A 22170-nucleotide genomic window follows, 5' to 3' on the forward strand; every position below is an offset into this window, starting at 1 on the left:
CCACGCCCCACGCTCGGCTCGTTCCCGCGCAGGCGGGAGTCCAGGAGCCGCTCGGCGCGTCGCCCCTGGGTCCCCGCTTCGCGGGGACGAGCGGGGCACGAGACGCCCGGCGGTGCCCGACGGCACAGCGCAGCGCGGCGAGTCACTCCGCCGCGACGATCTGCGGCTGCGGCGGCCCGCGGGTCAGCGCCTCGACCTTGCGCAGATGGGCGACGCCGCGGCGGGCGTCCTCGCTGTGCGTGAACATCGCCAGCGTCTCGGTCTCCTCCTCGGTGACCGGGGTGAGGGCGAGGTCCGTGTAGGGCCGGCGGGCCTGCTCGCGCTTCGCCCGGCGGCGCAGGAGGTCGAGGTCGATCCAGTGCTTCACCATTTGGGCATGCTTCGAAGCGATCTCCCAGGCGAGCCGGGGATAGAACGACCATGCCGGCTCGATCGGCAGCCCGGGGCGGCGGTCGCGCCGGTGCTTGAGCCGGAAGCCGCCGACCTGCAGCGGGTGCACCTTCTCGATGCGCAGCGCCGCCGAGAAGACGAACAGCACGGCGAGCAGGCGCGACAGGCCCATGCCGGTGGCGGCGCCGCGGCGGAAGATGGTGAGCGCGTGCGCCGGCGTGTAGTAGGCCTCCCACGCCTCGCGATAGATCGCCTCCCACTCGGCCTTGCTCATCTTCGGATGCGCCGTGGTGACGTGCTCGAGATCGTACTTGTTCATGTCGGGGTCCATGGCGACCCCCGTGGTCCACAGCGCCTTGTGGTCCTCCGAGCCGGGCAGCGGCGTGAGGAAGAAGAACTCCAGGATGTCGAGCGGCAGCTCGCGCTTGATGATCTCGATGTCGGCGCGGATCGAGTCGGGCGTGTCGCCCGGGAAGCCGAGAATGTAGCCCGCATAGGTCAGCACGCCGGCCCGCTTCCAGGCGAGCAGCATCTTGCGGTACTCGGTGATCTTGTTCTGCCGCTTGTTGGCGGCCATCAGGTTCGCCGGGTTGATGTTCTCCAGCCCGATGAACACCCGCGTCACGCCGGCGCGGCGCGCCTTCTCGATGAAGTTCTCGATCTTGTGGCAGAGCGTGTCGACCTGGATGACCAGGCGGACGTCGATCCCCTCCTGCTCCCGGATCCTGATGATCCGGTCGAAGATCGCCTCCCAGTCCTTGTTACGGGCGAAGTTGTCGTCGGTGATGAAGAAGCGCTTGATGCCGTGCGCCCAGTGGCGGCGGATCAGCGCCTCGACGTCGTCCGGCGAGCGGCGCCGCGACTTGCGCCCCTGCACGTTGATGATGGTGCAGAACGAGCACTGGAACGGGCAGCCGCGGCCGGCGTCGAAGCTCGCGTGGTGATCGAACACGCGCCCGACCGTCTCGCGCGGCAGGAAGGGAACCGGCGCGCTCTCCAGCCCCGGCAGGTCGTGCATGTAATCATAGACCGGCTCCAGCCGGCCCGCGGCGGCGTCGGCGAGCACCCGGTCCATGCGCCCCTCCGCCTCTCCGGCGAACAGGCTGATGCCGAGTTCGAGCGCCTCCTGCAGGTCGGCGGGGCGTTCGGGCAGCATGGCGATCTGGCCGGAGACGTGGAAGCCGCCGATCATCACGGGAACGCCCGCCGCACGCAGCGGCCGGGCGATGTCCATGGCGCGCGGGAACTGGTTCGACTGCACGCCGACGAGCCCGACGAGCCCGAAGCCGCCGTGGCGTTTCATGCGGGCGACGATCTCGTCGACCCGGATACGGGTGTTGGTCTCGTCGACGGCCGTGATGTCGAAGGTGACGTCGGGCCCGAGCACCTGTCGCTCGGCCGCGTCGGCGGCGAGCGCATGAACGCAGGCGAGCGAGTTCGCCGGGATCGACGAGCGCAGCCACTGGATGACGTAGCCGTCATCGTCGTAGTGCGACGGCTTGATCAGCACGAGCTGGAATCGTCGCGCGGCACCGGTCGCAGCCATGGCTGTCCCCCTCCTGGAGCGATCGTGCGTCAGTGGAGATACTTAAGCTCGGTCCGGGAGATGAAGGCAAGCTGCAACTTGGAGTAATACGATCGTACCAGTCCGGCGCGCCTGTCCGGCCGGAGCGGTCGCGCCCCGCCGTGGAGCAGACGGCCGGTGCGGTTCGCGCCCGCTCACGACGGTTCGCAGGCCGGCATACGATGGTGTCCGGAAAACGCGAGAACGCCGCGGCGGCGGGGCCGGCGCGGCGCGACTCGGGTCCGGACTGTCGTGATCAGAGCCGGTCGGAGATCTTCTCGGCCGGCGGCGGCAGCGAGGCGTCGCCCCAGGCCGGGCGGTCGGCGCCGTCGCCCCACTTGCGCGGGCGGTAGAAGGTGTGCACGCCGATCTTGTCGAGCTTGTGCATGGTCCGCACCCACCACGGCCGCACCCAGTAGGCGTGGTAATGGGTCGCCTTGCCGACGTCGGGCAGCCAGTGCTTGCCGTCGAGCGTCTCGGTCGCGACGCGCTGGGCCCGCTCCCAGGCGTCCGGCTCGGTGATCTTGTCCTTGATGCCGTCGCACGCGAAGGTGAACTGGCACGACAGATGCCGGTGGGCGTTCTGATAGACGACGCCGCAGACGTCGGTCGGATAGTAGCCGGAGAACACGCGGTTCATCACCACCTGGGCGACCGCGATCTGGCCGCGCAGCGGCTCGCCGCGCGATTCGAAGTAGACGGCGTCGGCGAGGCACTTCTCGGCCTTGGCGCGCTCGCCGCCGTAGAGGCCGAGGCGCTCGGCCGGGCTGCGCAGCGCATGGCCGCCGCCGAGCACCACCTCGCCCTTGCGCACGATCGTCTCGCCGCCGTCGGGATCGATGGCGGCGCTCAGGGTCTCGGGGCTCGGCGTGATCTCGTCGAGGGCGGCGAGGTCGCCGTCGTGGTCGGGCGCCAGCGACACGCGGTCGGGCGACCACGGCTGCAGAGCGCCGGCCGTGTCGGCGAGCGGGGCGGCACCGAAGTAGACGCTGGCCGTCATCAGGTTCGGCGACAGCGCCTCGCCGAGCGTCGGCACCGCCTCGTCGGAGTGGAACGGCTCGCTGTCGGCGTGCGGAATCGTGACCTGCGGGATCGCGGCCTGCGCCGCGTCCTCGGCCGGTGCCGCGTCGGCGGCCGGCGGGCCCTGCAGGTCGGCCTTCGGGGTGACGCTGCGCGGCAGCACGATCTCGCTGCCGGCACTGGCCAGCATGAAGCTCCGCGGCGCCGGCTCGGCCGCGGGCTCCGCGGCCGCTTCGGCGGTGGTCAGGGCGGGCGCAGCCTGCGGCGCGGGTGCCGGGACCGTCGCTGCGGCGGTCCGCTCGGCGACGATGGTTTCGGCGGCCGGCTTGCGGGCGGCCGGGGTGGCGACCTCGACCTTGGCGGTCCGCCGCGGGCGCGCCGTCCGGGTCGGCTCCGGCGTGCCGCCGAGCCAAGCCATCGACGCGCCGCTGAAGGCCTCGGCGGGCGGCGGCGGCAGCTCGGCGACCGCGGCCGGCGATTCGGTGGCGGCCGGCGCGGGCGCCGGCTCTGCCGGCGCGGCGTCGCCGGCCTCGCGGATGGCGGCTGCCATCTCGGCGGCGGCGCGCTTCTCGGCCTGGGGCAGCACCACCGGCCAGCCGGTGCGCGCCTTGGCGGGCGGCGCCGCGGTCTCGGCGGAAGCCGCGTCGGGCAGGGCGGCGACGACGGCCGGCGGCTCCGGCGCGGTGAGCGGTGCGGCGGCGGCGCGGGTCGCCTGCTCGCGGGCGATCCATTCGGCGACGGCCCGCGGCACCATCCGGTCGCCCTTGCGGGCCCGGTTGACGACGTCGCGGTCGAGCGCCGGCGGCCGTTCGGACAGGTCGAACAGCGCACGGCTCGCGGTCGAGCCGGTGAGCAGCTCGCGGTCGGCCTTCAGGTCGAGGCTCGCGACCCGGAAGCCGGCCGGCTCCGGGATCGCCGTGCCGACCGGGCGCGGGAACGAGAAGGTGGCGGCGTGGAAGGTGCCGAAGGGCGAACGGGCCTGCTCGCGCGCGAGGTCGCCGCCGGCGCTGCGGCCGGCGATCAGCGAGGAGAGGTCCTGATAGGCGACGGAGCTCGGGATCGCCGCGAAGGTCAGCAAGGCGAAGCCGAACGGCGCAGCGACGGCGCCGTGGCGTTTCAGCGAAGATCGCACCAGTGAGCCCAACAGGCCGTCCCCAAGGCGATTGCGAACCGGAATGCGAACCACGTGCTTTACCGATCGTCACCGCGACCGGTAAAAAAGCGGTTTGCACGTTCGCAACACGTCAACCATGCTGCGGGAGCACGGTTAACGTCGTGTTAACGAACGGCGCCGTCGCGCGCCGAGGCGCACGACCGAGCCGGCCGCGCGGCAGGCGGGCCGCACGGACGTGATCACGTCGTGTCTTGCTGAGCGATCCGGAGAAGCTGATCGCCACCGGGCGAGCGATGATGGCAACGGCGCCGGTCTTGCGCCGGATCGTCGCCATCATCGCGCCTCGGCACCCCCACACCCCCGTGCGTCGGCGGCAAGTCGATTTACGAATTTGTAACCAAGACTAAGGCGGCACTTTGGCGGCGCGGTCCGGTGCTTGCCGGAGCCCCTCCGGGGGCCGGACGAGGAGCGCGCAGATGCCCGTGGAATCGGGCCGAAGTGAGTTTCCACAGGCTCCGGCACGAGCCGTTCAGGCGTGCATACCGATCGCGGTCACCCGGCGTCCGCCCGGCGTGCGGTTCGTGTTCGCCGGGATCACGGCTCGCGTCGCGGCGGCGCCGCGGCGCTCGGTTTCTCGCGCGCCGCGTTCCGGCACCTGATCACGGCCTGGTTCAGCGCCGCGCCGTACACGAAGATGGTCGCGGTCCAGTACAGGAACACGAGCGCGATCATGGCGGAGGCGAGGCCCGCATACATCGAGACGTAGGTGCCGGCGAACTCCGACAGATAGCGGCCGAAGAGGACGCCGGTGATCAGCCACATCGCCAGCGTGACGGCGATGCCGGGGGCGATCTCGTCGAGGCTGCGCCGTCCCGCCGGCAGCCACTTGTGGATCAGCGTGAGCGCGACGACCAGGACGATGCTGGCGATGCCGAAGCGCGCCACCGTGAGCGACACCTCGAACTGACGCAGATTGGGAAACCACGGCACCAGCCGAGCGAAGATCAGCGGGCCGAGCACGATCAGGAAGGCGAGCACGATCAGGCCGAGCGCGCCGACCACCACGTAGGCGATCGATTCGAGCCGCAGCAGCCACCACGATCGCGTCTCCACCACCTCGTAGGACCGGTTCAATCCGATGCGCAGGCTCTCCACGCCGCTCGACGAGAAGTACAGGGCGAGTGCCGCCCCGATGGTGAGCAGCCCGCCGTGCGAGGTCGTCAGCACGCTCTCGATCTCGCTGGCGATCGGGGCCGACACCTCCTCGGGCCATGCCTCCAGGAGCAGCAGCGCGGCCTGGTCGGCGAGGTCCTGGGTGCCGAAATAGCCGGTCACGGCGGTGATGAAGATGAGGAACGGGAACAGCGACATCAGGGTCGACAGGGCGATGTGGCTGGCGATCGCCCAGCCGTCGTCGCGGCTGAAGGCGAGGAAGGCGTCGGCCGCGATCCGGGCCGGAAACCTCAGAAGGCGCAACCACATGACGTGAACCGGCCTCCCGAGCCCGCGCGCTGTTTCGTCTCGCGCCGGCCGGAGAATTCCCTCTCCACGCAAGTGCGAAAAGATGCCATCATTAGACCATGTCCGGGCGGGGTGCGAACCCGGTCGCCGCAGAGACATGCGATCACGATAAGAACCGCGAGAGCGCGATCCGGGTCCAACGGCCCGCCGCGCTCGAGGGGCGGACGTTTTTTCAACAAGTGCCCGTCGCGGCCCCGAGACCTTCGTCCCGGGCAACGCGCGATGCCGATTTCCGGAGAAGCCCATGTCGTTAGCCGCCGAGCGTTCCGACTCCGACCCCGATCTCGTCACCCTGGCCCATGCGGCTGCCGCGGCGCTGGACGCTGTTCTGGCCGATGCCGTCCGCAGCGTGCGGGCCCGCGTCGCGGCGCCGGCGCCCGGCGGCAAGCCGTTCGACCGCGAGCAACGCGCCACCCACGGCCTCGCCTGGCTCGCCACCTATGCCGAGGCGGTGCGCCAGCTCGCCGCCTATGCGGCCCGCATGAGCGAGGCCGGCACGCTCGGCGAGATCGAGGATCTGGTGGTCCGCATCGGGCTCGGCGAATACGTCGCCCAGGTCGCCGGCGGCATCCCGATGAGCCAGGGCGAGTTCGTGCGGCCCGCCGATCTGGGACTCGACACCGCCGACGTGCTGCGCCGGCTCGGCCCCTCGCTCGACGCGCTGGCGGCGACCGGCAACACGCCGGAGAACCGCGCCCGCCTGGTCGAGCTGATGCGCCAGCACCACGGCGCCACCGTCGGCGACTGCGGCCTCGAGGAGACCTACGAGCAGATCCGCGAGGAGATGCGCAAGTTCGCCGACAGCGAGGTGATCCCGCACGCCCACGGCTGGCACCGCGCCAACGCCTACATCCCGATGGAGACGGTCCAGCACATGGCCGATCTCGGCGTGTTCGGCCTGACCATCCCGGAAGAGTACGGCGGCATGGGCCTCGGCAAGGAGTCGATGTGCGTCGTCTCCGAGGAGCTGTCGCGGGGATACATCGGGGTCGGGTCGCTCGGCACCCGCTCGGAGATCGCCGCCGAGCTGATCCTGTGCGGCGGCACCGAGGAGCAGAAGCAGTACTGGCTGCCCAAGATCGCGTCGGGCGAGATCCTGCCGACCGCGGTGTTCACCGAGCCGAACACCGGCTCCGACCTCGCCTCGCTGCGCACCCGCGCCACTCGCGAGGGCGACGTCTACGTCGTCAACGGCAACAAGACCTGGATCACCCATCCGGTGCGGGCCGACCTGATGACGCTGCTGGTCCGCACCAACCCCAAGGATCCGGGCTACCAGGGCCTCTCGATGCTGCTGGCCGAGAAGCCGCGCGGCGACGACGCTGACCCGTTCCCGGCCGAGGGCATGTCCGGCACCGAGATCGAGGTGCTCGGCTATCGCGGCATGAAGGAGTACGAGATCGCCTTCGACGGCTTCACGGTGCCGGTCGCCAACCTGCTCGGCGGCGTCGAGGGGCAGGGCTTCAAGCAGCTCATGCAGACCTTCGAGGCGGCCCGCATCCAGACCGCGGCGCGCGCCATCGGCGTGGCGCAGGCGGCCATGGAGGAGGCGCTCGCCTATGCCGAGACGCGCGTCCAGTTCGGCCAGCCGATCGTCGCCTTCCCGCGCGTCTCCGACAAGATCGCCATGATGGCGGCGGAGATCATGATCGCGCGCCAGATCACGTACTTCGCCGCCAAGGAGAAGGACGAGGGCAAGCGCTGCGACCTCGAGGCCGGCATGGCCAAGCTGCTCGCCGCCCGCGTCGCCTGGGCGGCGGCCGACAACGCGGTGCAGATCCACGGCGGCAACGGCTTCGCGCTCGAATACCGCATCTCGCGCATCCTCTGCGACGCCCGCATCCTGTCGATCTTCGAGGGCGCCGCCGAGATCCAGGCCCAGGTCATCGCCCGCCGCCTGATGGACACGCGGAACTGAGGAGCAGGTCGCGCCGACGCGTGTTCCGTTTCGTCTTCGCCCGGAGGAGCCCGCGCCTCGGCGTCTCGACGGGCGCGGGCGGGCGTCGGCCGTCGATCCCGGTTCGGCCGGTGGGCGATGGGTCGGATCGCTGCCGGCCTCCGGCGTGACATGGCCACCCTGCGTGAGATGGCCACAGGTGCGAGGTGCACTCCCGTGGAGCGCTCCTCGCCGTGCGATCGAGGTTCGATCGAAGCGTTCACTCTCACGTCGGCGGCGTCCGCCGGGCGCGGGGCGGCAAGGCGCGGTCCGGTCGCTTCTCAGGCCACTGCGACGATGCGGTCCCCGGCGAGCAGCTCGGCGACCTCGGCCGCCGGCATCGGGCGGCCGAACAGAAAGCCCTGCGCCTGGCCGCAGCCATTGCTTCTCAGCATGTAGAGCTGCTCCGCCGTCTCCACGCCCTCGGCCGTGGTGATCATGCCGAGCCCGTTGGCGACCTCGACGATTCCGCGCACGATGGTTATGCAGTCGAGGTCGTGTGGCAGCTCCTTCACGAACGAGCGGTCGACCTTGACCTTGCTGAACGGGAAGCAGCGCAGATATTTGAGCGACGAGTAGCCGGTGCCGAAGTCGTCCACGGCGATCCGCACGCCCATGCTGCGGAGCTCGCTCAGCGTCTCGTGGATGAGCTTGTTGTCCTCGAGCACGACGGTCTCGGTGATCTCGACCTCGAGCCGATGACCCGGGAAGCCGGAGCGCTCGAGCGCCTCGCGGGTCGTGTCGACCAGCTTCGAGTTCCGAAACTGGACCGACGACAGGTTGACGGCCAGCGACACGTCGTTCGGCCACAGCGCGGCCTCGGCGCAGGCGTGGTGCAGCACCCATTCGCCGATCGAGGCGATCAGGCCGGTTTCCTCCGCGAGGGGGATGAAGTCCGCCGGGCGGATCAGGCCGCGCTCGGGGTGGTTCCAGCGCACCAGCGCTTCGAATCCCTCGATCCGATTGGTGGCGATGTCGGTCCACGGCTGGTAGTGGATGACGAACTCGTCGCGGGCGGCGGCGCGACGCAAGTCGTCCTCGAGATCGCGGCGGGCCTTGATGGCGGCGTCCATCGCCGGCTCGTAGAAGCGGAAGGTGCGACGCCCGTCGTTCTTGGCATTGTAGAGCGCGATGTCGGCCTGGGTGAGCAGATCGTAAGGGTCGAGCGCGCGGTCGGTCGCGACCGCGATGCCGACGCTCGCCGACACCCGGACCTGCTGGTCCTTGATCACGTAGGTGGAGCTCAGCTCGTCGACGATGCGGCTGGCGAGCGCGCTGGCGTCGGCGGCCGAGTCGACGGGGTCCTGGAGCAGGGCGAACTCGTCGCCGCCCATGCGGGCGACGGTGTCGGTCCGGCGGACACACCGTCGCAGGCGCTCGGCGACGATCCGCAGCAGACTGTCGCCGATCGGGTGGCCCAGCGTGTCGTTCACGGCCTTGAAGCCGTCGAGATCGATGCAGTGCAGGGCCACGCCGCGGCCCGGGGCCCTTCCGCTTGTGAGCGCCGAATCGAGGCGCTGGTGGAACAGCGTCCGATTGGCGAGATCGGTGAGCGTGTCGTGATGTGCAAGGTGGACGATGTGGGCCTCGTTGCGCCGTCGCTCGGTCACGTCGATCATGGCGACCAGCACGGCGGCGCGGCCGTCGTACTCGATCGAGCAGGAGTGGACGCAGACCTCGATCGGGGTGCCGTCGGCCGTGCGGTGGTGCACGACTTCTTCGTCCGCAGCGTTCAGTCCGAATCCGTCCAGGTCGTCGCTGCCCTCGTTGTCGACGAGGGCGTCCGTGGTCATCGCGAGCAGCTCGGCGCGATCGTAGCCGTAGAGTGCGAGGAACGCCCGGTTGGCGGCGAGGAATCGCTGGCTCTGCGCCTCGATCACCGCCAGCGGGATCGGATTCGCCTCGAACATCCGGTCGAGCGTGCGGGTGCGCGGCGCCGCGATCTCGACGTCGGTCGCCCTGATCAGCAGGCCGCCGTCGCGCGTCCGGCGTTCCTCGATGCGAGCCCGCCGGTTGCCGGCGAGCGTCAGATCGTAATCGGTGTCGTGTCCGTGCTGGGCGATGCGTTCGGCCAGCCACGCGTCCTCGCGGCCGATCGCGTCGGTGAAGCAGGCGCGCGCCAGCCCGTCCCGGAGCCAGTCCATGAACGACTGCCCGGCCCGCGGCGCGACGCCGGCGTCTCCGGTGAGCGCCGCCCAGCGCGGGTTCCAGGCGACCAGCCGGTTGTTTGCATCGAACACGGCGAGCGCCACCGGGGCCGCCTCGAACGCTGCGACTGCCGCGTGCGGCGGGCACGAGACGACATCGGCCGTCGTCGAGCCATCGGGCTCCGCGCTCACCTCTACTCTCTGTATAGCCAGGCTAGTCACAATTGGTCACCTAGTTTTCCAGAGTGTTTCTATAACACGTTGCGTCACCAGATTTATCACAAGTAAATACCGTGCTTAAGGGCTGGTGAGTATGTGTCTGTGGTTTGAAGTCACGGTAAATGAAGAGAAGGGGATCCTGCTTCGGACGTGACATTTCCGCGATGCTGCCTGCTTTCCTCTTCAGTTTCGACGAGCGTCGTCGAGCAGAAGACGTCCGCAAGCTGACGACCCAGAAGTACTTTGAGTAAATTTAAATCATTCGCTGACGCGCGCGCTTCTGGTCGTCGGGTCGGTCCCGCCGTGTCGCGGATGTCGAAGCGGTCTGTACGCGAGGAATTCATGCTGGGTCGCCTGGTTGATCGCATCCGGCCGCCGTCTCGCCGCTGCCGGTGCCTAGGCGGTGATCCGGGTCTCCTCGCGCAGCAGCGTAGCGGCCTGCGGGGCGGGCATCGCGGCGCCGAACAGGTGGCCCTGGGCATGCGTGCAGCCGTTGCCGCGCAGCACGTAGAGCTGCTCGGGAGTCTCGACGCCCTCGGCCGTCGTCATCATGCCGAGCCCGTTGGCGAGCTCGACGATGCCGTGGACGATCGTGACGCAGTCGAGATCGTGCGGCAGCTCGCGCACGAAGGAGCGGTCGATCTTGATCTTGCTGAACGGGAACCGGCGCAGGTAGCTGAGCGACGAGTAGCCGGTGCCGAAATCGTCCATGACGATGCGCACCCCCATGTTGCGCAGGTCGTACAGAATGTCGCGGATCAGGTTGTTGTCCTCGAGCAGGAGGGTCTCGGTGACCTCGAGCTCCAGCCGGTGCGCCGGCAGGCCCGACGCGACCAGTGCCTCGTGCACCGACTGCACCAGCCCGCCGCTGCGGAACTGGACCGGCGACAGGTTGATGGCGAGGAACACGTGGTTCGGCCATTTCGCCGCCTCGGTGCAGGCCTGGTGCAGCACCCGCTCGCCGATCGCCGAGATCAGGCCGATCTCCTCGGCCAGCGGGATGAATTCGGCCGGGCCGATCGGCCCGTTCTCGGGATGGGTCCAGCGCAGTAGCGCCTCGAATCCCTCGATCCGATTGCTCGCGAGGTCGATCCAGGGCTGGTAGTGCACCTCGAACTCGTCGCGGGCGTAGGCGGCCCGCATGCTGACCTCCAGGGCGCGCCGTGCCTTCAGCTGGACGTCCATCTCGGGGGCGAAGAAGCAGTGGGCCCTGCGGCCGCCGCCCTTCGCCTGGTAGAGGGCGATGTCGGCCTGGGTGAGCAGGTCGTTCGGGTCGTGCGAGGGGCTCGTCGCCAGCGCGATGCCGATGCTGGCCGAGAGCTGGATCTCGTTGCCGTTGATGACGTAGGGGGCGCTGAGCGACTCGATGACCCGGATGGCGAGCGCGCTCGCCTCCTGCGGGGCGCAGACGCCCTCCTGGATCACGGCGAACTCGTCGCCGCCAATGCGCGCGACGGTGTCTTCCTGGCGGACGCAGCGGCGCAGACGCTCGGCGACGATCCGCAGGAGGCCGTCACCGACCGGGTGGCCGAGGCTGTCGTTGACGTTCTTGAAATGGTCGAGGTCGACGCAGTGCAGCGCGACGCTGCCGTTCGGATCGCGCTCGCGGGCGAGCGCCTTCTCCAGGCGCTGGTGGAACAGGGTCCGGTTGGCGAGGTCGGTCAGCGCGTCGTGATGGGCCAGGTGGGTGATGTGGGTCTCCTGGCGCCGGCGCTCGGTGACGTCGAGGAGGGCGACCAGCATGGCCGGCCGGTTTTCCCACGCGATCGGCCGTGCATAGACGCAGACGTCGATCTCGGCGCCGTCGGCGCGGCGGTGGCGCCAGATCCAGTCGCCTTCGGAGTCGGCGTCGGCGCCGCCGGGCATCGTCCCGGGCCGCCGCGGGTCGGGCCAGCCGGTCTCGTGCGCCGTCATCATCAGGAGCTCGGCGCGCCCGTATCCGTACAGAGCCGTGGTGGCGTCGTTGACGGCGAGATATCGCCCGCTGGCGCGGTCGAGCACCGCGAGGGCGATCGGGTTGCTGTCGAACAGCCGGCCGAGCGCGTGCTCGCGGCGCTTCATGTCGGTGATGTCGACCAGCGCGACGAGCGTCCCGGCGGTCGTGCGCCGTTCCTCGACGCGAAGCCAGCGGCCGTTCGCCAGCCGATGCTCGTGGGTGCTGTCCTCGCGCCGGTGCAGCGCCATCCGGATCCGCAGCCAATCCTCCTCGCGGCCGACGGCGTCGGCGTAGATCCCGGCGGCGAGCGCGACGCGCAGCCACGCCTCGAAGGTCAGGCCGGCCGGCGACGGTCCGTCCTGCCCCGAGACGATCTCGACGTACCGGCTGTTCCAGCGGGCATGGCGATCGTCGTGGTCGAGCAGGGCTAGTCCCATCGACGCCGCCTCGAAGGCCTTTATGGCGAGGTCGTCGCCATCCGGGGACGTCGCCGCTGCGACCGCCGGTTCTGTCGATCCCTCCGTGTCATGGTGCTGCGATCCGGACAGATGATCGGGCGGGTCGGCGGGCGTAGCCTTCACCAGAAAGGCGTGGAAACCGTCGAGCAGCATGAAACGGGTCCCCCTCCGGGCGGCGCGATTAAGCAGGCGTCGCGGTGTGCTAGTACCCAAAAATAGCACAATCGGGTTAGGTTGCATTTTCTATTACAAGTAGTAATTAACGGTGTATTGATGAACAGCGTGCATTGCACGAGAACGGCAGGGTCCGCCGCGACTTGGGTCGCGGCCTCGGCGCCGGTCATGCGTCGCGGTGTGGCGGCTCGCCAGCAGAGCCTCGGCGGCGCCGGCCGGCTCGGCGCCGCTGATCGCAGGCCCGGGGCGTCGACCGATCAGCAGGACGGCGCCCGTCCGCGGCGGTGGCGGCGATCCGGCCTCCCCGATCCCGCGGCGCCGCGAGCCGGGTGACAGGCATCGGCCGCGAGCACAGCGAGTGCGTGTCGTGTTGCCGTGTGATCCGATCAGGGGGAGATGGCAATGCCCGAGTACATGATCCTCCGCAATCTCGCGACGCCCCGCACGGCCAGCGGTTTCGAGCGCTTCGGTCCGGCCGCCACCGTGGCGGCACCGACTCCTCCCGAGCCTCGCGTCGAAACCCGGGACCTGTCGCTGCGGGACGCCCTGAACGCGACGCGCGAGTCCGACGTGGCCGCGGTCGCGATGCCGATGCCGATCCGGCTCGTGCGGCCGCTGGAGTCCGCTGTGGGAGCCGCAGCGCCCGGCGATGCGTGGGGCATCGCTGCCGTGAAGGCCGACACGTCGCCGATGACCGGCGACGGCGTGGTCGTCGCCGTGTTGGATACCGGCATCGACAAGGCGCACCCGGCCTTCGCCGGTGTCACCATCGTCGAGAACGACTTCTCGGGATCGGGGAACGGCGATCGGCAGGGCCACGGCTCGCATTGCGCCGGGACGATATTCGGCCGCGACGTCGACGGCAGGCGGATCGGAATCGCCCGCGGCGTGAAGAAGGCGCTGATCGGAAAGGTGCTGGGCGACGACGGCAGCGGCTCCTCGGACATGATCTTCCGCGGCATCCAGTGGGCGCTCGACGAGGGGGCGCATGTCATCTCGATGTCGCTCGGGTTCGATTTTCCGGGCATGGTCAGGCAAATGGAGCAGGCGGGGCTGCCGACCGAGCCGGCGGTGTCGCGCGCCCTCGAGGCCTACCGGTCGAACTTGCGGTTCTTCGATGCGCTGATGCAGATGGTCAGGGCCCGCGCCGCCTTCCTGGACACCGCCGTGGTCGTCGCCGCCACCGGCAACGAGAGCGAACGGCGCGGGGCGCGTCCGTACACGATCGCGGCGTCGCTGCCCGCCGCTTCGGAAGGCATCGTCTCGGTCGCGGCGCTCGGGCAGGGGCAGGGCGGCACGCTCGACATCGCACCGTTCTCGAACACCATGGCCCAGGTCGCCGCGCCCGGAGTCGACATCCTGTCGGTCCGGGTCGGCGGCGGGCTGCGCGCCCTGAGCGGCACCAGCATGGCCTGTCCGCACGTCGCCGGCGTCGCTGCGCTGTGGTGGCAGGCGCTGCGGTCCTCCGGCGCGCTCAGGGCGAGCGCCGGTCTCGTCATCAGCAACATTCTCGCTCACGCGCGGACCGACGGCCTGGCGCCCGGTCTGGACACGGAGGACTACGGAGCCGGAATCGTGACGGCTCCGCAATAGGGCGTCCGAGGGAGCCGAACGAGCGCCGCCCTGCGACCAGCGGGAGGCCCTACGCCGCCGCGGTGCGGCGGCTCGCCAGCAGCGCCTCGGCGGCCTCCGCCGGCATGGCGCGACCGAACAGGTAGCCCTGGCCGAGCGTGCAGCCGATGGCGCGCAGGATCTCCTGCTGCTCGACCGTCTCGACGCCTTCCGCGATGGTGCTCATGCCGAGGCCGGCGGCGAGCTCGGCGACACCGCGCGTGATGGTCAGGCAGTCGATGTCGTTCGGCAGCTCGCTGACGAAGGAGCGGTCGATCTTGATCTTGTCGAACGGGAAGCGGCGCAGATAGCCGATCGACGAGTAGCCGGTCCCGAAGTCGTCCATCGCGATGTGCACGCCGAGCGCCCGCAGCGCGTGGAGGGTGGAGAGATTGGTGGCGTTGTCCTCGAGCAGCACCGTCTCGGTGATCTCCAGCTCGATCCGGGCCGGATCGAAGCCGCTCGCGCCGAGCACCGCCTGCACGGTCTGCACGATGTCGCCGCTGCGGAACTGGACCGGTGACAGGTTGACGGCGAGCTTGATCGGGGCCGGCCAGCGTGCCGCGTCGGCGCAGGCCCGCTGGAGCACCCATTCGCCGAGCGGAACGATCAGGCCGATGTTCTCGGCGAGCGGGATGAACTCGGCCGGCGACACCGGGCCGCGCTCCGGATCGGTCCAGCGCAGCAGCGCCTCGAAGCCGTCGATGCGGCCGGTGCGGAGATCGACCCAGGGCTGGTAGTGCACCTCGAACTGCCCGAGCTCGTGGGCGGCCCGCAGCTGCACCTCGAGGGTGCGGCGCGCCCGCAGCTGGACGTCCATCTCGGTCTCGAAGAAGCAGTAGCTGCGGCGGCCGCGCGCCTTCGCCCGGTAGAGCGCCATATCGGCGTGGTTGAGCAGCTCGTCCGGGGCCCGGCTGCCCTCCTCGAGCGTCGTGGCGATGCCGACGCTCGGCGTCACCGTGATCTCGTGACCATCGATGACGTAAGGCGCGCTGATCACGGTGATCAGGCGTTCGGCGAGGCCTCTGGCGTCGTCGGCCGCGGCGATCCCGTCCTGGATGACGGCGAACTCGTCGCCGCCGATGCGGGCGGCCGTGTCCTGGTCGCGCACGCACTCGCGCAGGCGGTCGGCGACCTGCTTCAGGAGCCGGTCGCCGACCGGGTGCCCGAGCGTGTCGTTGACGTCCTTGAAGCCGTCGAGATCGATGCAGATCAGCGCGATGCCCCTGCCGGGCGTACGCGGCTGGCCGATCGCGTGCTCGAGGCGGGCCCGGAACAGCGTGCGGTTGGCGAGCTCGGTGAGCCCGTCGTAATGGGCGAGGTGGCGGATGTGCGCCTCGTCGCGCCAGCGCTGGGTGATGTCGATCAGGGCGCCGAGCTTGGCGGGGCGGCCTTCCCAGGCGAGCACGCGGGTGTAGGCCTGGATCAGGATCTCGCTGCCGTCGGCGCGGCGATGGCGCCACACCCGCTCGCCGCGGGCGCAGCGGGGCGACCGGGCCGACGCCCGGATGGCGTCGTGGTCGGCCGGGTCGCGCAGGTCGAGCAGGGTCATCGTGAGGAACTGCTCGCGGCTGTAGCCGTAATGCGTGACCGCGGCGTCGTTCACGGCGAGGAACCGCAGCGTCTCGGAGTCGAACACCCACATGGGAACCGGGTTGGCGTCGAACAGCAGGCGGAACGACTGCTCGCTGCGCTTCAGGTCGGTGATGTCGATGCGGATCCCGATCGAGCCGCCGTCGCTGGTGCGGCGCTCCTCGACCCGGAGCCAGCGGTTTCCCTTCATGCGCTGCACGTGGCTGCCCGCATGGGCCCGGAAGCTCGCCATCCGCTCGGCCAGCCACTCCTCCTCGCGGCCGACCGCGGGCGGGATCAGGCCGAGCTTCAGCCGGGCGCGCAGCCGCTCCTCGAACCGCATGCCGGGGGTCAGCGGCAGCGGATTGCCCGCGTAGAGGTCCTCGTACAGCCGGTTCCACAGCACGAAGCGGTCGTCGGCGTCGAAGAAGGCGAGGCCGACCGGCACCGCCTCGATCGCCTCGCGCAGCCGCTCGTGGGCGGCGCGCGCGTCCGCGGAGGCGCGTTCCGCCTCGGCGCGGGCGTCGCGCAGCGCCTGCTCGCGCCGGCGGTTGTCGTGCAGCAGGGCCTGCAGCGACCGCGACAGCGACTCCACCTCGGCGTAATCGCGGACCTCCGGCAGGTCGACGTCGTGGAAGCGGCGCGCCGCGTTCGCCCCTTCGGTGAGACGGACCAGCGGGTCGGCGATGCGGCGGGCGAGGCCGAGCGCCAGCATCATGGCGATCGCCAGCGCGACGGCGGAGATCACGGCGCCGCGGCCGATCTTCAGGTCGGTCCGGGCCAGCACCTTGGCGCGTTCGACGGCGGCGACGATGCGGGCTCCGGACTGCGGAACCTCGACGACGCCGTAGATGCGGGCGGGCCCGCCGGGCGGCGCGGTCTCGATCCAGCCGCCCGGTGTTCGCATCAGGGCCTGCAGGCTGTCACGGTCGATCGGGGCGGGATCCGGCGGGGCGTCGCCGGACCGGTAGCTCGCCATGGCGGTGCCGGTCCGGTCGATCAGCCAGAGGCTCACCTCGGAGCTGCTCGGGAGCTGCCGGGCGAGATCCTCGAGCCAGGTCGGCAGCAGGACCGCCCCGATCAGCCGGGTCACGGCGCCCTCGTCGTTGAGGACGGGCAGCATGGTGATGCTGATCAGCGAGCCGGTCACCCGGCTCGAGATGAAGTCGCCGACCACGAAGCGCCGTTCGGCCATCGCTTGGCGGTAGTAGGCGCGATCGGAGAGATCGAGGCCGGTCCCGCCCGGCGTCGTCGAGCAGACCGCGATGCCATGCGGGTCGAGCGCCATCAGGCCTTCGGCCCACGGACGGGTCCGCTCGATCTGCGACAGGAACCGGCCGCAGGTCTCCGCCGTGCCATGGATCACCTCCGGGACGAAGGCGACGATGTCCAGCAGGGTGCGTGATTCGAGCAGCACCTCCTGATAACGCAGGGCGGCGCGGCGGGCGAGATCCTCCACCTGCAGGCCGGCGGCGTCGACGACCTGGATGCGCTCGCGATGGATGGCGGCCGCCATGGCGGCCATCAGCGGCAGCACGGCGACCAGGATCAAACCCAGAAGCCGCGCCCGAATACCCGAAAATCGCCGGGTCGATCTGGGTAAGCCGTCCGTCATCGCCTGCCCCACCTACCCGGGAACCATCGCCGACGGGCTACCTCACTCGCCTTAAGGGTCGAGGCTAATCAATCGTTAACGGCCGTTATGTTTGACAATCAGTTGTGTCGATTGCGGAGCGGTTCGGTTCCCTGCGCGACGGTTGACCCGGCCCCTGGCCGGCCTATGCTTTTTCGGGCTTGCCTTCACGTCAGGAGAGGCGACCCCATGACCAAGCTCAGCATTCCCCACGACGCCTTCGTGTTCGTCGGTGACGGCCGCAAGGCGCTCTTTCTGCGCAACGAGGGGGACGAGAAGTTCCCCAACCTGCGCACCGAGCGGGTCTTCGTCGACGAGAATCCGCCGGCCCACGAGCAGGGCACCGACGCCCCCGGCCGGGCCTTCGCCAGCACCGGCAGCCGACGCAGCGGCGTCGAGCAGACCGACTGGCACGAGATCGAGGAGCAGCGTTTCGCCAAGGATGCGGCGGCGACGCTCCACCGCCTGGTGCGGGACCGCAAGGTCAAGGCGCTGGTGATCGCCGCGCCACCCAAGACCCTCGCCGAGATCCGGCGCGCCCTGCACAACGAGGTGAAGGCCCGGGTGGTCGCCGAGATCGACAAGGATCTCACCAAGCTGCCGCTCTACGAGATCGAGAAGCACCTGGCCGCTGCGTAAGAGCCGCACTCTGCGGAGCGCCGTCGCTCCCGCCGGCCGCTCGTCCCCGCGCAAGTGGGGATCCAGGGGCGGCACAGGGTGCGTCCGAGATCCGGGCCCTGGATCCCCGCTCGCGCGGGGATGAGCGGCGGGTGGGGCGAAGCCGGGACCGATCAGGAACGACCGGCAATCACCGGCTCGGCGCGCTCACGCGCGTCGCGTCGCCCCGAGCTCGTAGAGGGCCGCGGCGAGCGCGGCCTCGAAGGGCGTGTGCGGGATTGCGTCGATCGTCGCGGCGAGCCGCCGCTCGTCGATCCGATGCGGCACGGTCCACAGGTAGTCGATGTCGACGAGCTCGCGGAAGACCGGCACCACGGGCGCGGCGAGGCGCAGCATCCACCACTGCATACGGTCGATCTTGAACGCGCGGCCGAGGGCGTGGACGATCGCGTCGATCAGCTCGCGGCCGGTGACGGCGTGCCCGGCGAAGCCGAAGGACGCGAAGGGCGGCAGCGTGTCGCGCACCGCCGCGAGCTTCGGAAACGTGGCGGCGAGGTCGGGCAGATAGGCCCAGGGATGCACCACGTCGAGCGGCCCCGGATAGGCGAGCCGCCCGTGGCTGATGTGGTTGAGGACGACGCGGTCGAGCCAGCCGCCGGCGTCGCCGCCGTAGAAGTCGCCGGCCCGCAGGATCACGACGCGCAGGCCGTCCTCGCTCTCGGCGCGCAGCCGCTCCTCGATGGCGACGCGCAGTGCGCCCTTGCGCGACGTCGGCCGCATCGGCGTGTCCTCGTCGAGCACCGCCGGCATGCCGGCGCCGTAGCCGTAGACGTTGCCCGGCATCATCAGGGTGGCGCCGGCGGCGCGCGCCGCCGCGACGGCGGTCTCGGCGAGCCGGAACGCCTCGGTCTGCCACTGGGTATAGGGAACGTTGAGGGCGTGCAGCACGACGTCGGCACCGGCGGCGGCCTCGGCGACCGACTCGGTGTCGCGGGCGTCGAGCGTGATCACCTCGGTGCCCGGGGCGGCACGCGAGGCGGCGCGGCCACGCACCAGGCTCGCGACCTGCCAGCCGGCGTCACGGAACATCTCCGCGGCGGCGCGGCCGAGCCGGCCGGCGGCGCCCAGCACCAGGACGCGGCCGCTCATGCCCCGGTCCCCCCGAGCGCCCGGTCGAGGTCGGCGTAGAGATCCTCCGGATCCTCGAGCCCGACCGAGAGGCGCAGCAGGTTGGTCGGGCAGGGCGAGCCCGGGCCCTCGATCGAGGCGCGGTGCTCGATCAGGCTCTCGACGCCGCCGAGCGAGGTCGCCCGCTTCCACAGCGCGACGGCGGCCGCGACGGCGATCGCCGCCGCCTCGCCGCCATGCACCTGCACCGACAGCATGGCGCCGTAGCCGGTCATCTGCCGGGTCGCGATGGCGTGGCCGGGGTGGTGCGGCAGGCCCGGATAGAGCACCCGCTCGATGCCGCGATGATGGCCCAGCCAGGTGGCGAGCAGGGCGGCGGCCTCCGACTGGGCCCGCACCCGGACGTCGAGGGTGCGCATCCCGCGCAGCAGCAGCCAGGCCTCGAACGGGCCGAGGATCAGGCCGTGCCGGGCCCGCAGCTCGGCGATCCGGGTCCACCAGGGATCCCCGGGGCGGGCGGTGGCGAGGCCGCCGGCGATCACGTCCGAATGGCCGTTGAGGTACTTGGTCGCCGAATGCATCACCAGGTCGGCGCCGAGCGAGAGCGGCCGGCTGAACACCGGCGTCGCGACCGTCGAATCGACCGCGACGCGGGCCCCGGCCGCGTGGGCGATCTCGACGACCCCGGCGATGTCCGTGATGGTCCACAGCGGGTTGCCGGGCGTCTCGATCCACACCAGCCGGGTCTGCCCCGGCACCACGGCGGCCCGGACGGCGGCGAGGTCGGTGGTGTCGACGATCTCCACCGTGTGGCCGTAGCGCGGCGCCTCGCGCAGGAGCCAGTCGCGAAACGCCCAGTACATCACCTGCGACGCGACGATGTGGCCGGGCTCCGGCAGCGCCATCACGGCGGCGGTCGCGGCCGACATGCCGGAGCCGAGCAGCATCGCGGCGGCGGCGCCTTCGAGGGCGGCCAGCACGCCCTCGGCCTGGCGCACCGTCGCGTTGTCCGGCCGGCCGTAGACGTAGCCGGACGAATAGCCGTTGTCGGGGTCGCGCAGGAACGTCGTCGCGACATGCACGGGCGGCACGATCCCGCCGGTCTGCGGCTCGATGTCGCCCAGGGCCTGGGCGGCGAGCGTGCGGGGCTTCGGGGACGAGGGGGGCTTGATCATCGGGGTCCGGACGGTTCGGGGCGCCCCGGCGCGGCGCCCGTGCGGGTCATCCTAGTGGCGCGAAAGAGCCGCGCCGCACAAGGGGCCTGGCCCGAAGGCTGCCATTCCCGCCGGGCGAAACATCCCTATATGCTGGCCTCGTGCCGCCGGCCCGGGCGGCCGGCCCGGAGCAGAGGACGACGGCATGGCGCACGCGCTCAGCATGTATGCGGTTCCGGTGGCGATCGGGGCGGTCGCCGTCGTGCTCCTGCTCGGCCTCGCCAACATGCTGCGCGGCGGCGCGCCGTCGACCTCGCAGCGGCTGATGCGCTGGCGCGTGGTGCTGCAGCTCGTCGCCATCGTGGTGATCATGCTCACCATCTGGGCGATGGGGCGGTAACGGGGCGGGATTGCCCAGGCGTCGAAATCCATTACGGTCCCGCTACCGTAGTGACCCGGCTGGATCGGAACCCCGCAGGATACGCCCATGGTCGTGCTCAATCGCATCTACACCCGCACCGGCGACGACGGCACCACGGCGCTCGGCACCGGCGAGCGGCGCAAGAAGCACGATCTGCGGATCGCCGCCTACGGCACGGTCGACGAGACCAATGCGGCGCTCGGGATGGCGCGGCTCTCCACCGCGGCCGAGCCGGTGCTCGACGCCATGCTCGGGCGCATCCAGAACGACCTGTTCGACCTCGGCGCCGACCTGTGCATGCCGGGCGAGGCCGGCAAGGGGCCGGGCGGCGCGCGGCTCGCCGTCACCGAGGAGCAGGTCGCCCGGCTGGAGCGCGAGATCGACACGCTGAACGCCGATCTGGCGCCGCTGCGCTCCTTCGTGCTGCCCGGCGGCACCCCGGCGGCGGCCGCCCTGCACGTCGCCCGCACGGTGTGCCGGCGGGCCGAGCGGCTGATGGCCGAGCTCGCCGAGCGGCCCGGCGAGGCGGTGTCGGGGCCCGCCCTGAAATACGTCAACCGGTTGTCGGACTTCCTGTTCGTGGCGGCGCGGTGGGCCAACGGCCGCGGCGCCGGGGACGTGCTCTGGCAGCCCGGACGCAACCGCTGAGCCGGTTTCCGACGGTGGCCGCGGGGCTCCGGATTCCGCCGCAGTTTGAAGGTTTTCCAGCCAGGACCCGGGTCGCTGTGCGGCACTGCGGCATGCGCGTTGACAGCCCCGGAACCGGGCCATAGGTTGCGCCGCCGCCGCGGGAGTGATGCAGCATGAAGGTCCTTGTCACAGTCAAGCGGGTCGTCGACTACAACGTGAAGGTGCGGGTCAAGCCGGACGGGTCCGGCGTCGAGCTCGCCAACGTCAAGATGTCGATGAACCCCTTCGACGAGATCGCCGTCGAGGAGGCGATCCGGCTGAAGGAGGCCGGAAAGGCGACCGAGATCGTCGCCGTCTCGATCGGCCCGGCCCAGGCGGCCGAGACCATCCGCACCGCGCTCGCCATGGGCGCCGACCGCGGCATCCTGGTGAAGACCGACGGCATCGTCGAGCCGCTGGCGGTGGCCAAGATCCTCGCCAAGGTGGTCGCCGAGGAGGCGCCCGGCCTCGTCGTCATGGGCAAGCAGGCGATCGACGACGACTGCAACCAGACCGGCCAGATGCTGGCCGCGCTGCTCGGCTGGCCGCAGGGCACGTTCGCCTCCAAGGTCGTGCTCGAGGGCGACGGCGTCACCGTGACGCGCGAGGTCGACGGCGGCCTGCAGACCGTCGCCCTGAAGGGGCCGGCGATCGTCACCACCGATCTGCGGCTCAACGAGCCGCGCTACGCCTCTCTGCCCAACATCATGAAGGCGAAGAAGAAGCCGATCGCCGAGAAGGCGCCGGCCGACTACGGCGTCGACGTCGCGCCGCGGCTCGAGGTCCTCAAGACCGTCGAGCCCGCGGGCCGCAAGGGCGGCGTCAAGGTCGGCTCGGTCGCCGAGCTGGTCGGGAAGCTCAAGGACGAAGCCGGAGTGCTGTGAG

15 protein-coding genes are annotated in these 22170 nt (G+C 70.7%); 6 read left to right on the forward strand and 9 right to left on the reverse strand.

What is annotated here, in order from left to right; all coding sequences use genetic code 11:
* Positions 1-142 precede the first annotated feature (142 nt).
* From J2S22_RS14370 to J2S22_RS14385, 4 genes are all read right to left on the reverse strand, one after another.
* Positions 143-1936, reverse strand: a complete 1794-nt coding sequence (locus tag J2S22_RS14370; RefSeq protein WP_272777680.1) for a B12-binding domain-containing radical SAM protein — start codon at positions 1934-1936, stop codon at positions 143-145.
* A gap of 274 nt (positions 1937-2210) precedes the next feature.
* Complete coding sequence (locus J2S22_RS14375) at positions 2211-4106, reverse strand: cell wall hydrolase (protein ID WP_272777681.1); 1896 nt, start codon at positions 4104-4106, stop codon at positions 2211-2213.
* Positions 4107-4218: 112 nt separating this feature from the next.
* Positions 4219-4425, reverse strand: a complete 207-nt coding sequence (locus J2S22_RS14380; RefSeq protein WP_272777682.1) for a hypothetical protein — start codon at positions 4423-4425, stop codon at positions 4219-4221.
* 257 nt (positions 4426-4682) lie between these two features.
* On the reverse strand, positions 4683-5570 hold the full coding sequence (locus J2S22_RS14385; protein ID WP_272777683.1) for a YihY/virulence factor BrkB family protein: 888 nt from the start codon (positions 5568-5570) through the stop codon (positions 4683-4685).
* 283 nt (positions 5571-5853) lie between these two features.
* Here J2S22_RS14385 and J2S22_RS14390 point away from each other — a divergent pair, with 283 nt between their 5' ends.
* Complete coding sequence (locus J2S22_RS14390) at positions 5854-7527, forward strand: acyl-CoA dehydrogenase family protein (RefSeq protein WP_272777684.1); 1674 nt, start codon at positions 5854-5856, stop codon at positions 7525-7527.
* A gap of 299 nt (positions 7528-7826) precedes the next feature.
* Here J2S22_RS14390 and J2S22_RS14395 read toward each other — a convergent pair whose 3' ends face one another.
* Together J2S22_RS14395 and J2S22_RS14400 are read right to left on the reverse strand one after the other, a co-directional pair.
* Positions 7827-9884 carry a putative bifunctional diguanylate cyclase/phosphodiesterase gene (locus J2S22_RS14395; RefSeq protein ID WP_272777685.1) on the reverse strand — a complete coding sequence of 686 codons (2058 nt, stop codon included), beginning with the start codon at positions 9882-9884 and terminating at the stop codon, positions 7827-7829.
* A 423-nt stretch (positions 9885-10307) separates the two neighbouring features.
* Complete coding sequence (locus J2S22_RS14400; RefSeq protein WP_272777686.1) at positions 10308-12458, reverse strand: putative bifunctional diguanylate cyclase/phosphodiesterase; 2151 nt, start codon at positions 12456-12458, stop codon at positions 10308-10310.
* A 423-nt stretch (positions 12459-12881) separates the two neighbouring features.
* On the opposite strand from J2S22_RS14400, the gene J2S22_RS14405 reads away from it, so the two are divergent.
* Positions 12882-14072, forward strand: coding sequence for a S8 family peptidase (locus J2S22_RS14405; protein ID WP_272777687.1), 1191 nt, complete (start codon positions 12882-12884; stop codon positions 14070-14072).
* A gap of 49 nt (positions 14073-14121) precedes the next feature.
* Here J2S22_RS14405 and J2S22_RS14410 read toward each other — a convergent pair whose 3' ends face one another.
* On the reverse strand, positions 14122-17214 hold the full coding sequence (locus tag J2S22_RS14410; protein WP_272777688.1) for a bifunctional diguanylate cyclase/phosphodiesterase: 3093 nt from the start codon (positions 17212-17214) through the stop codon (positions 14122-14124).
* A gap of 270 nt (positions 17215-17484) precedes the next feature.
* Here J2S22_RS14410 and J2S22_RS14415 point away from each other — a divergent pair, with 270 nt between their 5' ends.
* Complete coding sequence (locus J2S22_RS14415) at positions 17485-17934, forward strand: baeRF12 domain-containing protein (RefSeq protein WP_272777689.1); 450 nt, start codon at positions 17485-17487, stop codon at positions 17932-17934.
* Positions 17935-18120: 186 nt separating this feature from the next.
* Here J2S22_RS14415 and J2S22_RS14420 read toward each other — a convergent pair whose 3' ends face one another.
* Complete coding sequence (locus J2S22_RS14420; RefSeq protein ID WP_272777690.1) at positions 18121-19062, reverse strand: NAD-dependent epimerase/dehydratase family protein; 942 nt, start codon at positions 19060-19062, stop codon at positions 18121-18123.
* The gene (locus J2S22_RS14425) at positions 19059-20216 is read right to left on the reverse strand and encodes a trans-sulfuration enzyme family protein (RefSeq protein WP_272777691.1); all 1158 of its coding nucleotides are present in this window, start codon (positions 20214-20216) and stop codon (positions 19059-19061) included. Before J2S22_RS14425 ends, J2S22_RS14420 begins: the two co-directional genes overlap by 4 nt.
* 184 nt (positions 20217-20400) lie before the next feature.
* Here J2S22_RS14425 and J2S22_RS14430 point away from each other — a divergent pair, with 184 nt between their 5' ends.
* From J2S22_RS14430 to J2S22_RS14440, 3 genes are all read left to right on the forward strand, one after another.
* Positions 20401-20595, forward strand: a complete 195-nt coding sequence (locus tag J2S22_RS14430) for a twin transmembrane helix small protein (protein WP_272777692.1) — start codon at positions 20401-20403, stop codon at positions 20593-20595.
* A gap of 87 nt (positions 20596-20682) precedes the next feature.
* Complete coding sequence (locus J2S22_RS14435) at positions 20683-21264, forward strand: cob(I)yrinic acid a,c-diamide adenosyltransferase (protein WP_272777693.1); 582 nt, start codon at positions 20683-20685, stop codon at positions 21262-21264.
* 155 nt (positions 21265-21419) lie between these two features.
* A complete protein-coding gene (locus J2S22_RS14440; protein ID WP_272777694.1) occupies positions 21420-22169 on the forward strand; it encodes an electron transfer flavoprotein subunit beta/FixA family protein in 750 nt (249 codons plus the stop codon).
* Position 22170 lies beyond the last annotated feature (1 nt).

The organism is Rhodoplanes tepidamans, from assembly GCF_030813915.1.
Lineage (GTDB): Bacteria > Pseudomonadota > Alphaproteobacteria > Rhizobiales > Xanthobacteraceae > Rhodoplanes > Rhodoplanes tepidamans.

Coding starts and splice junctions, on each gene's coding strand:
- J2S22_RS14370 (WP_272777680.1), bottom strand. CDS start 1,936: ATGGCTGCGACCGGTGCCGCGCGACGATTCCAGCTCGTGCTGATCAAG.
- J2S22_RS14380 (WP_272777682.1), bottom strand. CDS start 4,425: ATGATGGCGACGATCCGGCGCAAGACCGGCGCCGTTGCCATCATCGCT.
- J2S22_RS14385 (WP_272777683.1), bottom strand. CDS start 5,570: ATGTGGTTGCGCCTTCTGAGGTTTCCGGCCCGGATCGCGGCCGACGCC.
- J2S22_RS14390 (WP_272777684.1), top strand. CDS start 5,854: ATGTCGTTAGCCGCCGAGCGTTCCGACTCCGACCCCGATCTCGTCACC.
- J2S22_RS14400 (WP_272777686.1), bottom strand. CDS start 12,458: ATGCTGCTCGACGGTTTCCACGCCTTTCTGGTGAAGGCTACGCCCGCC.
- J2S22_RS14405 (WP_272777687.1), top strand. CDS start 12,882: ATGCCCGAGTACATGATCCTCCGCAATCTCGCGACGCCCCGCACGGCC.
- J2S22_RS14415 (WP_272777689.1), top strand. CDS start 17,485: ATGACCAAGCTCAGCATTCCCCACGACGCCTTCGTGTTCGTCGGTGAC.
- J2S22_RS14420 (WP_272777690.1), bottom strand. CDS start 19,062: ATGAGCGGCCGCGTCCTGGTGCTGGGCGCCGCCGGCCGGCTCGGCCGC.
- J2S22_RS14425 (WP_272777691.1), bottom strand. CDS start 20,216: ATGATCAAGCCCCCCTCGTCCCCGAAGCCCCGCACGCTCGCCGCCCAG.
- J2S22_RS14430 (WP_272777692.1), top strand. CDS start 20,401: ATGGCGCACGCGCTCAGCATGTATGCGGTTCCGGTGGCGATCGGGGCG.
- J2S22_RS14435 (WP_272777693.1), top strand. CDS start 20,683: ATGGTCGTGCTCAATCGCATCTACACCCGCACCGGCGACGACGGCACC.
- J2S22_RS14440 (WP_272777694.1), top strand. CDS start 21,420: ATGAAGGTCCTTGTCACAGTCAAGCGGGTCGTCGACTACAACGTGAAG.